Annotated in this window: 13 protein-coding genes; 6 read left to right on the forward strand and 7 right to left on the reverse strand. The window is 37.7% G+C overall.

Features of this window, described 5'->3' with window-relative positions; translation table 11 throughout:
• Positions 1-79 precede the first annotated feature (79 nt).
• Positions 80-403, forward strand: coding sequence for a heavy metal-binding domain-containing protein (locus ACFSR6_RS21175; RefSeq protein WP_029281519.1), 324 nt, complete (start codon positions 80-82; stop codon positions 401-403).
• 87 nt (positions 404-490) lie between these two features.
• On the opposite strand, the gene pfkA is transcribed toward ACFSR6_RS21175, so the two are convergent.
• From pfkA to ACFSR6_RS21195, 4 genes are all read right to left on the reverse strand, one after another.
• A complete protein-coding gene (pfkA, locus tag ACFSR6_RS21180; RefSeq protein WP_379082699.1) occupies positions 491-1,474 on the reverse strand; it encodes a 6-phosphofructokinase in 984 nt (327 codons plus the stop codon).
• Positions 1,467-3,161, reverse strand: a complete 1,695-nt coding sequence (locus ACFSR6_RS21185) for a protein-disulfide reductase DsbD family protein (protein ID WP_379082701.1) — start codon at positions 3,159-3,161, stop codon at positions 1,467-1,469. The genes pfkA and ACFSR6_RS21185 overlap by 8 nt, the downstream gene beginning before the upstream one ends.
• Before the next feature lie 145 nt (positions 3,162-3,306).
• Positions 3,307-3,756: a protein-disulfide reductase DsbD domain-containing protein gene (locus tag ACFSR6_RS21190; protein ID WP_379082704.1), complete on the reverse strand. Its 450-nt coding sequence runs from the start codon at positions 3,754-3,756 to the stop codon at positions 3,307-3,309.
• A gap of 7 nt (positions 3,757-3,763) precedes the next feature.
• Complete coding sequence (locus ACFSR6_RS21195; protein WP_379082707.1) at positions 3,764-4,540, reverse strand: biotin--[acetyl-CoA-carboxylase] ligase; 777 nt, start codon at positions 4,538-4,540, stop codon at positions 3,764-3,766.
• Positions 4,541-4,584: 44 nt separating this feature from the next.
• On the opposite strand from ACFSR6_RS21195, the gene rsfS reads away from it, so the two are divergent.
• The 3 genes from rsfS (at position 4,585) to ACFSR6_RS21210 (ending at position 7,713) form a co-directional block, all read left to right on the forward strand.
• Entirely contained in the window at positions 4,585-4,959 is a 375-nt protein-coding gene (gene rsfS / locus ACFSR6_RS21200) for a ribosome silencing factor (RefSeq protein WP_090981333.1), read from the forward strand.
• Between the two features lie 29 nt (positions 4,960-4,988).
• Positions 4,989-7,004: an ATP-dependent zinc metalloprotease FtsH gene (ftsH, locus tag ACFSR6_RS21205; protein ID WP_379082709.1), complete on the forward strand. Its 2,016-nt coding sequence runs from the start codon at positions 4,989-4,991 to the stop codon at positions 7,002-7,004.
• A gap of 64 nt (positions 7,005-7,068) precedes the next feature.
• On the forward strand, positions 7,069-7,713 hold the full coding sequence (locus ACFSR6_RS21210; protein WP_183766646.1) for a LutC/YkgG family protein: 645 nt from the start codon (positions 7,069-7,071) through the stop codon (positions 7,711-7,713).
• Here ACFSR6_RS21210 and ACFSR6_RS21215 read toward each other — a convergent pair.
• From ACFSR6_RS21215 to ACFSR6_RS21225, 3 genes are all read right to left on the reverse strand, one after another.
• Complete coding sequence (locus tag ACFSR6_RS21215) at positions 7,706-8,737, reverse strand: hypothetical protein (RefSeq protein WP_379082711.1); 1,032 nt, start codon at positions 8,735-8,737, stop codon at positions 7,706-7,708. The genes ACFSR6_RS21210 and ACFSR6_RS21215 overlap by 8 nt on opposite strands.
• A gap of 258 nt (positions 8,738-8,995) precedes the next feature.
• A complete protein-coding gene (locus ACFSR6_RS21220) occupies positions 8,996-9,778 on the reverse strand; it encodes a hypothetical protein (protein WP_379082713.1) in 783 nt (260 codons plus the stop codon).
• Between the two features lie 11 nt (positions 9,779-9,789).
• On the reverse strand, positions 9,790-10,560 hold the full coding sequence (locus ACFSR6_RS21225; protein ID WP_379082715.1) for a trypsin-like serine peptidase: 771 nt from the start codon (positions 10,558-10,560) through the stop codon (positions 9,790-9,792).
• Between the two features lie 301 nt (positions 10,561-10,861).
• Between ACFSR6_RS21225 and ACFSR6_RS21230 the strand changes: the two genes are divergently transcribed.
• Positions 10,862-12,733 carry a sensor histidine kinase gene (locus tag ACFSR6_RS21230; RefSeq protein ID WP_379082717.1) on the forward strand — a complete coding sequence of 624 codons (1,872 nt, stop codon included), beginning with the start codon at positions 10,862-10,864 and terminating at the stop codon, positions 12,731-12,733.
• Between the two features lie 5 nt (positions 12,734-12,738).
• A complete protein-coding gene (locus ACFSR6_RS21235) occupies positions 12,739-13,383 on the forward strand; it encodes a response regulator (RefSeq protein ID WP_379082720.1) in 645 nt (214 codons plus the stop codon).
• The last annotated feature ends 24 nt before the right edge of the window (positions 13,384-13,407 follow it).

Raw genomic sequence — 13,407 nt, forward strand, 5'->3', positions numbered from 1 at the left:
CTTTAGAAACCTTAAAAAAAGCTGTTCCGAAAATGTAACATTTTTTAAAAAACTGGTTCTAATTATAAAAACTGAAACGATGTTAGTAACCACAACGCCTACTGTTGAGGGCAGAAAAATTATAAAATATATCGGTCTGGTTACCGGAGAAACAATTATTGGCGCAAATATTTTTAAGGATCTATTTGCAGGTATAACCGATATTGTAGGGGGTAGATCCAGTTCTTATGAACGCGTTTTGCGCGAAGGAAAAGATACCGCCGTTAATGAGATGCAACAATATGCAGCTGCTTTGGGTGCCAATGCAATTGTTGGTGTAGACCTGGATTATGAAACCGTTGGTAGCGGTGGCAGCATGCTCATGGTAAGCGCCAATGGTACTGCGGTAATTTTAGAAGATTAAGAAATTGCTTATTGCGAACACTAAGCAAAAACAAGAAAGTCTTTCCGGTGCGGGAAAGACTTTTCTTTTTATATTCTGTTTTTCGTTTTAAAACGAAAGTATATCGATTAGTTTAAGCCATTTGGCACTTACTTTTTCTGCATTAATGTGTTTAATGGCATGATCGAAAGGGGTAAAAATAATTTCCCGGTTTACCTGCCCTGCCATTACGCCACTTTCTCCGCTAATTAATCCCTCTACGGCAGCAACACCCAAACGACTCGCCAATACACGATCCATACAGGTTGGTTTACCTCCACGCTGAATATGGCCCAGAACAGAAACCTTTGTATCGTAGTGCGGGTATTTTTCCTGCAAAATTTCGCCCACTTTAAATGCACCTCCGGTATCATCGCCTTCGGCAACAATAATAATTTTAGAAGACTTATCTTTACGGCTGTGTTCTAGTTTATGTAAAACATCATCGGCATTCATGTTTGCCTCAGGAATCATAATGGCCTCAGCCCCGGCTCCAATTCCGCTTCTTAAAGCAATTAATCCCGAATCACGGCCCATCACTTCCACAATGAAAAGCCTATCGTGCGATTCGGCGGTATCCCTGATCCTGTCTACAGCATCGATAACCGTATTAATGGCAGAGTCGTAACCTATGGTAAAGTCGGTACCCGCCAAATCGTTATCAATTGTTCCGGGTAAACCTATAATCGGGAAATCGAATTCTTTAGAAAAAATATTGGCGCCCGTAAACGTTCCGTCACCACCGATTACCACTAAAGCATCAATTCCTTTGGCTTTCAGGTTTTCGTAAGCCTTCTTTCTGCCTTCAACAGTTCTAAAAGCCTCGCTACGCGCTGTTTTTAAAATCGTACCGCCACGCTGAATGATGTTCGCTACAGATTTTCTGTCCATAGGGATAAAATCATTGTTGATCAGCCCTTCGTAGCCACGGATGTACCCGGTTACTTCAATGTTATAATAAATAGAGCCTCTAACTACGGCCCTGATGGCAGCGTTCATGCCTGGCGAATCGCCGCCAGAGGTTAAAACACCAATGTTCTTGATCTTATTCATTTGTTTGTTTCTTGGCAAATTCTGATAATCCTTTGTCCAGATATTGCAAATATTTGTCTATATTAAATTCTACTCCAATAGGAGGTGAAACTAATTCTTTCTCATCGGTACCCAAAAGTACATAATATGGCTGCGAAATGGTATTAAATCTTTCAGCCTGCAAATGTTTAAACTTCTTACCAACTGTATTGACTTTTGTGCCCAGAATTTTCGAATCGAACTTTTCCGCTTCCGGAAGATCTGTTTTATCATCGGTATAAAGCGATACCACAATGTAATCTTCTTTTAACTTTTTAAGTACTCTGGGATCAGACCACACACGGGCTTCCATTTCACGGCAATTTACACAGCCATGCCCGGTAAAATCCAGGAATAATGGTTTTTTTACTTCCCTCGCATATGCTAAAGCTTCCTGGTAGTCGAAGAAACCATCAATATTGTGAGGAATGTGTAGAAATTCAGAATATTTACGTTTAGCATGACCAGGCGCTGCAGTTTGGTTTGAACCGCCATTATTATCCTGGCCGATAATAAAATCCTGGGTAGAAAGTGGAGGAACCAATGCACTAACTGCTTTTAAAGGTGCACCCCACAGGCCCGGAATTAAATAAATGGCAAATACAAAAGTTGCGATTGCGATGAACAACCTGGGTACAGATACATAAGGAAGATCACTATCATGGGAAAATTTGATTTTTCCCAGTAAATAAACGCCCAAAATTAAAGCAAGAACAATCCAGATGGCTAAAAATATCTCACGGTCCAATATTCCCCAGTGATAAGCCAGATCAGCCGTTGAAAGGAATTTTAAAGATAAACCCAGCTCTAGGAAGCCCAGAAAAACTTTAATCGAATTTAACCACCCCCCCGATTTTGGCAAACCCGTCATTAAACTTGGGAAAATGGCAAACATGGTAAAAATTACAGCCAACGAAAGCGAAAAGCCAAACATAACCACAATAGGGGTTAAAAGATCGGTATTAATGGCCACCAAAGAGGTTCCAATAAGCGGGCCTGTACAAGAGAAAGAAACAACAGCCAAAGTTGCGGCCATAAAAAAGATTCCGCTTAAGCCTTTAGCATCTGATTTCGCATCGAGTTTGTTTACAAATGAACTCGGCAGGGTAATTTCGAAAGCCCCTAAGAAAGATACGCCGAAAACGACCAGTATAAGGAAGATAAAAATATTAAAAAATCCGTCGGTCGATATTTCATTTAATGCACTGGCGCCCCAAATCAAAGTAATAATGACGCCTAAACCAACGTAAATCACAATAATCGATAAACCATAAATAATGGCGCTTCTGATCCCTTTTGCCCTGCTTTCGGCCCTTTTAGTAAAAAAACCAACAGTAAGTGGCACCATAGGGAAAATACATGGAAGAAAAAAGGCGGCAATACCCGCCAACAGCCCTAAGCCAAAAGTTACCCAAAGTGATTGTTTTGGTGCATCTTTACCCGCTACAGTAGCTTTTTCTACCTTAGCCGTATCCTTTTTAAGGGTGTCTTTTTCTGTTTTTACCTGGCTATTGGCTGCACTATCCTGCGCAGAACCTACTTCAGTAAAAACAATATCATCGGGAGGAGCGGTAGCTGTAGTATCTTGTGTTACGGCGGCAAAACTTTTAACCGCTGGCAATGCGATAAACATGCTGGCCATTAGTAACAATAATAAAACCTTTTTCATTTGTGTGTTATGTGTGTGTTTGAACCTGTGAAATTAAGCATAATTTTATAAATGGTTCTTCATAAACCTATATACGGGATAGATTTTACTTTAAAAAGAAACAGTCCCGAAAATTCGGGACTGTTTCTAAATATTTTGAGCTCAACTATTTAACGGGTACGCTGAATTCAACTTCTTCCGGAGGAAGACATTGTTTATCGTTACAAACCATAAACTCTACTTTACCTTTAACAACGGTGGCGCCTTTGTTTAATTTTATTTTCTGCTGGAAAATAACTGCTTTTTCAAAATAACTTACGTTCATTTTAAACGTGCTTTCATATTTAACAATGGCTTTAGGCTCGATGGTTTTGCCAACAAGGCTAAAATCTTTAGAAGGAGCAAAAGTAAATGTGGTTTTTACAGGTCCGCCGTCTTTAACATTTTGCGAGTAGATGTGCCATCTGTCATCAATCGTCGCTTTTAAATAGATTACAGCTTCTGTTTTACTCGTTTTTTTTGCTGAGTAAGCCCATGTTACCGGCTTTTCTATCTGAGCAAAGGCACCGGCAATGGTAAAAAATACCATTGAAAGAACTAAGGTGATTTTTTTCATTATGTGTTTATTTTGTGTGTATAGATTCTATTTCTTTAAAGTTAAAGCTTTTCAAGCCATCATTTGTATCAACAGTTAACCTGCCGCTATCTTCAACTCCTTTAATTATTCCTTCAAAAATCTCTCCGTTATATTTATATAACGCAGGAACCTGATAGTTGTATAGTTTTGCAAGGTAATCATTTTGTAAAATACTGTATTTCCCGGCTCTCAAAATTAAATAGTATTTTTCCATAAAGACGAATATTTTCTCCATAATATCCATCAAATGAACATTTCTTTGTAAAATTTGAATGACCGAAATGGCTCGCTCCCTGATACTTTCATGAAATTCTGATTGATTTACATTTAAACCAATGCCAACTACAGAAGATTTAATAGAAGCTCCTGTCAGTATATTTTCAATCAGTATGCCTCCCAGTTTCTTGTTCTGATAATACATATCATTTGGCCATTTTACCTTTATACCCTCTTTTACAAAACAGGTTAAAGCATCGCTTACAGCCAAACTAACCGCAATATTGAGGTAAAACTGTTTATTTAAGGGTAGAAAAGACGGCTTTAAATAAATACTGGTACTGATATTTTTACCCGCTTGGGTTTGCCAAACGTTTTCTTGCTGCCCCCGGCCTGCAAATTGATTATCTGCCATAATTACAGTACCTTCGGCTAATGGCTCGGATTTTGACACCAAATCTTTCAAAAAGTTATTGGTAGAATCAACTTCTTTTAATTTGATTAAATTTTGACCAACAAATAGTGTCGAAAAAGTGTTATTTTGCAAGTGTTGAATTTATGTTATTTTAATTCCAAAATTAAAGCATTTTAATGGTAAAAAAGAAAATAGTAGCCCTTTCTACATACCTTTCTGAGTTGGCCGTACATGGCATACAAGAAAAAAAAGGAGAAGATATTGTGCGGTTAGATCTAAGAAATATTCATACCTCAGTAGCGGATTACTTTATTATTGCGAGCGCCAACTCTGCTACGCAGGTAAAAGCTATTGCCGATAGTGTAGAAAAAGAAATATATAAAGCCACCCAGGCCGATCCACGGCACAAAGAAGGTTTTGAATCAGCAGATTGGATTATTCTTGATTATTTTGATGTGGTTGTGCACATTTTTAAAACCGAAAAGCGCCACTTTTATGGCATAGAAGAACTTTGGGGAGATGCCGAAAGCACAAATTTTCAAAGCGCATAACCCTTACAACCATTTTTTGACAAAGACAAATGAACGACAATCAAAATACCAACGAAAAACAGGGAAAAAGAATTCCAAACATTCCTAAAAAACCTCAGAAAGGATCAAAGTTTAATATTTTCTGGGTTTATGCAGCCATTATCATTGCAATTATAGCTGGGCAGTTTTTATTTACTACCGATGGAGGTAAAGAGGTTACCTACCAGAAGTTTGAACAACAGATGTTGCTTAAGGGTGATGTTCAGAAAGTTGTTGCCTATAAATCCGACGATTTAGTTAGGGTAGAGGTTTACATCAAAAAAGATAGCCTGAAAAAACCTATATACAATGCATACAAAAGCAATAGTGCCTTTAATGTAAATACAAATAATGGTCCGATCGTGTTTTTCAATGCCGGCACTATGGACGGCCTTGATAAACAACTTGCTGATTCGCAAAAAGACCTTCCCGCTAACCAGCCCAGGGTGTTGGCAGAAAAAACCAGTCGCAGCAATCCATTAGCAAGCTGGTTTTTAAGCATTATTTTACCTGTATTGCTTTTAATCGGTTTCTGGATCTTTATGATGCGCAGAATGGGTGGTGGTGCAGGCGGTGGCGGTCAGATTTTCAGTATAGGAAAATCAAAAGCTACTTTATTTGATAAAGAGAGCCAGGTAAACATTACTTTTAACGATGTTGCAGGTCTAGAAGAAGCAAAAACGGAGGTAATGGAAATTGTTGATTTCCTTAAAAACCCTAAAAAATATACCGACCTGGGTGGAAAAATCCCGAAAGGAGCCTTATTGGTGGGTTCGCCGGGTACTGGTAAAACCTTATTGGCCAAAGCCGTTGCCGGTGAGGCGCAGGTTCCTTTCTTCTCTTTATCAGGATCTGATTTCGTAGAGATGTTTGTTGGAGTAGGTGCGTCACGTGTGCGCGATTTATTTAAACAGGCAAAAGATAAATCACCTTGTATCATTTTTATTGATGAGATTGATGCCATTGGCCGCGCGCGGGGCAAAAACGGTGTGATGGGTGGAAATGATGAGCGTGAAAACACCTTAAACCAACTTTTGGTTGAAATGGATGGTTTCGGAACCAATACACATGTGATCATTTTGGCTGCTACCAACCGTGCCGATGTTTTAGATAAAGCCTTATTAAGGGCCGGAAGGTTCGACAGACAGATTTATGTTGATTTACCGGACGTTATAGAGCGTAAGCAAATTTTCGAAGTTCATATCGCCCCGCTTAAAAAATCAGAAGAGCTTGATACTGAATTTTTAGCAAAACAAACCCCTGGATTTTCAGGTGCAGACATTGCAAATGTTTGTAACGAAGCCGCCTTAATTGCAGCACGTAAGAATAAATCGGCTGTTGATAAGCAAGATTTCTTAGATGCAGTAGACCGCATTGTTGGTGGTTTAGAAAAGAAAAACAAAATCATCACGCCAAGCGAAAAACGTGCTATCGCTATACACGAGGCAGGTCATGCTACAGTAAGCTGGTTGCTGGAACATGCAGCACCATTGGTTAAGGTTACGATCGTTCCACGCGGACAGAGCTTAGGTGCGGCTTGGTATTTACCAGAAGAACGTTTAATTGTTCGCCCTCACCAAATGCTCGATGAAATGTGTGCAACAATGGGCGGAAGGGCAGCTGAAAAAGTAATGTTCGATACCATTTCTACAGGTGCCTTAAGTGACTTAGAAAAAGTAAACAAACAGGCCAGGGCAATGGTGACTATTTATGGTTTGAACGAGAAATTAGGTAACATTACTTATTACGACTCTTCTGGTCAGAATGAGTATAATTTCTCAAAACCTTACTCAGAAGACACTGCTTTAACCATCGATAAGGAGATTTCGGCATTAATTGAAGGCCAATACCAGAGAGCGATCAAATTATTGGAAGAAAACAAAGATAAGTTGATCCAATTGGCTGATATTTTAATCGAAAAAGAAGTTTTATTTAAAGATGATTTAGAAGTGATTTTTGGTAAACGTTTATTCGAAAATCAAGCAGAAAGCGGAACTCCCGGACATATTACTCCGGTAGAAGCATAAATAAATAATTTCTATTATTACATTTGCTACCCTGGTTTAATTATTGGGGTAGCTTTTTTTTACAATGAAGGATAATACGACAGCGAAAGAGCAAATACTAAAAAAGATAAGGAAAGCACTTTTAGAGAAGCGCGAAAGCCCTTATCCTAATTTGGAAGAAAGTGCATTGTATAAAAAAAACACCGACGAGTTAGAGGTATTGTTTGCCGAACAGCTTACTGCCGTATCTGGAAATTTTATCTTCTGTGAAGATGGGATCGATTTTTTTGAAAATATGCTCCAGCTGGCCGATAAATTTAAGTGGCGTAAAATTTATTGTTGGGAGCCCGAGCTGCAGCAGTTCTTAAACAAGTACGAATTTCCATTTTACCAAACCGACAAGGATTTTGACCAGGCAGAGGTTGGCATTACCCTCTGCGAAACATTGATTGCTCGTAACGGAAGCGTAATGGTAAGTAATAGCGGTGCTGCCGGCAGAAGGTTGAGCATTTTCCCACACCACCATATTGTGATTGCTAAAACAAGTCAGCTGGTTTTGGATCTTAAAGATGCCTTTCAGTTGTTAAAAAACAAATACGGCAATCAAATCCCATCCATGATCAGCACCATTACCGGCCCCAGCAGAACTGCAGACATCGAAAAAACATTGGTTTTAGGTGCACATGGGCCTAAAGAGTTGTTTGTATTTTTGATTGACGATTTTAGTTAAATTCTTGACTTTCATAGTTTTTACCTCGCGCCTTTGCCGTGTATTTTAAGAATCCCACAGCGATACCAAACCTTACCCAGGCATATTTATCCTTAAAGTAAATATTGTATGGATCTTCCCCATAATAGCCGGTACCTAACATAAGTGAGGTTTGTCTCATCCAAAATGGCGAATAATATGCCGTTGCTTCTATATTTAATCTCCTTTTAACCGCAAAGAATTTATAATTATCATATTTATTTATCGCATAAGATGTTTCTATATTCCATCTGAACCGCTCCTTATTTAACCATCCTTTTCTGTCATCTTCTTTATTAGGAACACGCTTATTGTTTTCTTTCTCATCCTTGGTTAAAAGATCGTAAAAATAGGAATATGTCCTGCAAGAAACACCATAGCCGATTCTCGTAAAACCGTAATCTCCTTTTATAACATTGTCATAGTCAAACAATCCATTTGATTTAAACTCAACCTGTTGATTTAGTGAAGATCTTAAGATATTACCGTTACTTTTAACTCTCCCCCAATTATACCTCCCATAAATGTAATTGGTAGAGAAATCCCAATCTTTATAATTCAATGTGCCTACAACTTGTCTTGGTGTGTTATCCTGTCCATTAGAGTGATGCATGAAACCCAAAGTTGCATATTTATAGTTATTTTCATCATTATTCAGCCGGTAATAAAATGCTCCACCGATTCTAAAATCCGGTGTATACACAGGTTTAGAGCTTAGATCAAGCATCCTTATGGTAAAATCAGGAACTAATGCAGCTGCCAGTCGCGATCCCTTGGTTCCAAGAATCATGAAAGATGTGCTTAGTCTTGAGGTAAATATGTATTTATTCTTAGCGCCTAGCTCTCCCAATGGAGCAATATAGGATAATGGGAGATTCTGTCTGTAAAAACCGATGTATTTCAGATTAAGATAACGTGTAGTATCTGATTTAATTGAATCCTGATCTTGCGCTTTGGTGCTGTTACAGATGAAAATTATTAAAGAGATGAGGGCGAATTTTTTCATGATTTTATCTTAAATTGAGTTTATTTGGCATCAGAAATTAATAATTTCTTTGAGCAAAGGTTTTCTATTATGTCACCGATTACATAAGGCGGTTTTACGAATTTTAAATAGTAAGCCTATTCGAGGAGAAGTCCAAATCGGTGAGTTGAATGTTCTATTTCTTATCCCATCATGTATATTCCGAAGCAAGAAGAAATAAGAATATCATAAAAACACTTCATAATATTTAATTTAGTTATTAGATTAAATGATCTAGATTCAATCCTTATTTTTTATTTGAGGTGAAAATGCCTCAAGTAATTTAAAGCCTATTCCAAAGCCGAAATAAGGCTGTATGCTTTTTGTATCAGATTTAAATCCGTTCTGAAATCCGTAAGCAGCAATTATATTTATCCCCTGGATACCTGCCATTACGTTTACTCCATAGTTTAAACCAAACTGTTTTTTTTCTGTATCAGAGCCATCAATGGCCGTTAACCCAAAATATGGACCTAAAGCCCAATATCTGTTTCTTGGTTCAACAAATTCGCTCTTAAAAAGCCGTGTTTTCCCTTTTACCCATACCAAAGAAACATTGGCGTTTAAAAATTCCGATTCTAGGTTTCCTGATTTAGTTAAAACTCTGAATGGTATGTTGGTTGCCATTAATTGAACAAAACGATATGGTAAATCCAAATGCGATCTATTTCCATTCCATTTTTTTACTTCAATTACATAATCACTACCATTATCTTCAGAGGTTATAATATTATTTGTTGATGATACATTTTTTGTGATATCCCAAAAGTGTACAAATAGTGAATCTTTATTTCTTTCCTTTATCACTCCTATAAGTTTATTATAAATTTCCTTTTTTTCAAATTTCTTAGTTAATTTTCCAGTAGTTCGATCTGTTTCTTCGCTAATTTTATAAATACTGATATTTGTATTATCAATATATTTCTTTTTGAATACAAAGCCACTGCGAAATACATTTTCTTGAGCGTTGACTTGGTTAAAAGAAATAACCAAAAGGGCGGTTAATAAGATTTTTGTGTACATATTTTAACATTTTAGTGAATTACTTTTTTACGATTTACCCATTCCACTACTTCGGAAGTAACCTTAATACCCCAATTCGTTGTTTTACAATCAAATTCTGGTAGTCCTCCTTTCCCATGGTGTATAGAAACAACTTTAAATATTCCGTTGTCTTCATACCACAAAGGAGCGCCACTGTCTCCTTTACATGTGTAAAGACCATACCCAACTACTTTCCCTGATGGCTCTTTCTTCAGGTCGTTATAGCCTGTGGTTTTATCAACCAAAGTATCGGGCCTATCAAATGGAAAACCTGTTAAATGAAATTTGTGTGTTGTATCTCTTATAAGGTCAAAGTTTGCTAATTGAAAATGAGAGTAACTTCTTAGCACATCCTTTACATCCTTCTTTAGTACAAGAATTGCAATATCCTTATTTTCCTTATGGAATAGCCCTTGGTGAAAATGATAGATTTTAAAGTCTCTTTTCTTTAATTTTATTGACATACCATTCATTTTCAAGGTAATATCTGATATAAACGGGCTTCTTATCAAAGAATGATTTGCAGTAATCAACACATTGCTATCTATAAATGAGGCAGTTGATGGACTGCCTGTAGACCTATAAATTCGTTTTACAACGATATGGACTATACTATTAAATGGGCTGGTATTTAATTCCTCTTTTAAAATATTTGTCCTTAGGCTTTCCTTTCCTGCGGGCCCGCAGCTATCACTACAATCTTGTGCTAAAAGAGCTATAGAAATGAGCATCAAGCTATTAAATAAGATTATTATTTTCATGATTTCTATTTTAGATAAATAAATGCCTTAAATGCCTTAAATGCCGCAACTACGTATCTCTTTTATAGGTGCAAATCTGTAGTTATTTATAAGGCATATCTCCCCAAAACAAGCAATTTGACATTGCTATCTGTGCTATAAATAGTAGCCAGTAAGGTTCTTGTTTTTATATCGTTTAGTTTGATATAAAAGTAATCGATAGCCAAAGTGGTTTATATACCGAGTACTCGGTATATTTAGTAGTTCTTTAATGTTGTTATATTTATGGAATATTGATTATATCTTTTCGATAATCCGCTCAATGAATAAAGTTTTATTACTATTCTTATTATTACTATGCAATTTATGCTTTGCGCAGCAGGGCAATCCCATTCTAATAGATACGGCTAAAAAGTTCAATATCAGCAGGCATGGTTATTTTTATGAGGACAGGGATTTAAACCTCAATATCGATTCGATCATTAAACTTAAACAGGCAAACAAACTCAGTCCGTTAACCGTTGGAAAGGTTTTTAGTAAAGGTTATACCCAGTCGTACTATTGGATTGCTTTCGATATCAAAAATACCTTAAACCAATCAGTCCACCTGATGTTTAAGGAGCAGAGCTCAAGTATTAACCGGCTTCAGCTTTTCAAGGTAGATACAACGGGGAAAATACATCCGCTTGGTTTAACCGGCGATCATTTCCCATTTAAACAGCGTCCGTACCGTAACAGAAGTTTTATTTATCCGCTTGTACTTAACCCTCAAGAAAAAGCCACTTTTTACCTCTGGGCAGACAAACGTGGGCAGAATATGTACATGCCCATGTCAATAGGACGTGATATTGATATTATACAGGCCGAAATCCCGCAACATACACTATTCGGGTTTTATACTGGTATTTTTGTTTTTGCCGTCATATTTAACCTGCTGCTTTATGCCTCTGTCAGAGATAGGATCCACCTTTATTATGCCATCTATATTTTCTGTACACTGATTTTTATTCTGGAAGAAGAAGGACTTGCCTTCCAATGGTTTTACCCCAATTTACCTGGTTTACAGGATTACATGCGGCTTATCATGGCTTCGTTAAGCTGTGGACTATTGATCCAGGTGATGCAGCTGTTCGTTAACCAAAGTTCTGAAAATAGCCGGCTGTACCACTTTACCAACTATTATAAGCGTTTTTGCTGGCTGATGTCCATCATACCCGTTTTCATGCTTTTTAAATCGTTTATCGCACTCGAGAAGACCGTTTTTTACATCAACAACTTTTTGGCCCTGCTTACGGTTATCGTACTGATTATTTGCGTGGTAGAACGCATTAGGGCCGGCTATAAGTTGGGTTGGTACTACTTTATAGCCACCGTAATGCTTTTATTTGGGGTATTCAACTATGTTTTTAACACCCTTGGCCTCACCAATTTTAACCTGCTGAAACCAAATGGGTTGGTGGTGGGTTTAACGGCCGAAATTATATTCCTTTCATTTGCCTTAACCCAACGCTATAATTTCCTTAAAAAGGAAAAAGAAATTCTACTCGAAGAAAAAAGCAAACTCCAGGTTGATCTGGCCGATGGCATTTTTAATGCACAGGAAGACGAAAGAACCCGCCTGGCCCGCGATCTGCACGATGATCTGGGAGGTACGTTATCGATTATCAAATTGAATATTACAGCTTTTCAGCAAAAAGCATTAAAGCTGACCGAAAACGAGCGTGTGTTTTACGATCAGACCATAGGGATGGTGGAAAAGGCCTGCGCCGATTTAAGGGAGATATCGCATAACCTAATGCCCAAAAACTTTGAGCAGCTGGGCCTGATCGAAACCCTGAAAGAACACTTCAACAGCTTAAACAACTCTGGCAAAATTGCTTTCGAATTTGTTTTTCAGGTAGAACACCCTATAGAAAGCACGACCGAAATCACCATATACCGGATTGTTAACGAGTTGGTAAATAACATCAACAGGCATTCGCTGGCTACAAAAGCGACTATACAGATCTTATCTTTTGATGAAAGGATTAACATCATGGCAGAAGATAATGGCATTGGTTTTAATCCTGAGGAGGATAAAAAAGGGTTGGGCATGCAGAATATCCTCTCGCGTGTAAATTACCTGAATGGAAAAATCCAGATCGATAGTAACCAGAACGGTACCACCATCGTAATTGATATCCCCTTGAAATAATGAACATGACTGAGCAGAAATCCACCACCTTAATGATCGCAGACGATCATAAACTGTTTGCCGAAGGATTGTCGGCCATTCTTTCTGAGCAGCCCGATTTTAAAATAATCGGCATGGCATCTAATGGCAAAGAGGTTCTACATCTCCTGAATAATCAGGTCCCCGATATTTTAATCCTTGATCTGAACATGCCTGTTTTAGATGGTGAAATTGCCACGGAAAAGATCAGGCAACTCTTTCCTGAAGTTAAAATAATGGTTTTATCGATGTATTATTCTACTAAACTGGCAGCCAAGCTCGAAAGTATAGGCGTAAAGGCATTTGTTCAGAAAGATACCGACGCTCAAACATTGTTCAAAATTATTTCTGGCATACGGCAGGGAGAAAAATATTTCCAAAAAATAAAACCTGATGTTCAGCCATCGGTATTTAATGATGGAGATCATTTTCAAAAAAGCCATAATTTAACCGCCAGGGAAATGGAGATTCTCCAATTGATCAGTGAAGATTATTCTTCCCAGCAAATCGCGCAAAAATTATTTATAGCATTAAGCACCGTTGATACACACCGGAAAAACATGGCGCAAAAGCTAAATGTAGCGGGAAAAACAGGATTATTAAAATTCGCCATCGAAAACAAGCTTCGATAAAATCAAATATATTTCCGTTTATCG

The organism is Pedobacter vanadiisoli (assembly GCF_042684385.1).
GTDB lineage: Bacteria > Bacteroidota > Bacteroidia > Sphingobacteriales > Sphingobacteriaceae > Pedobacter > Pedobacter vanadiisoli.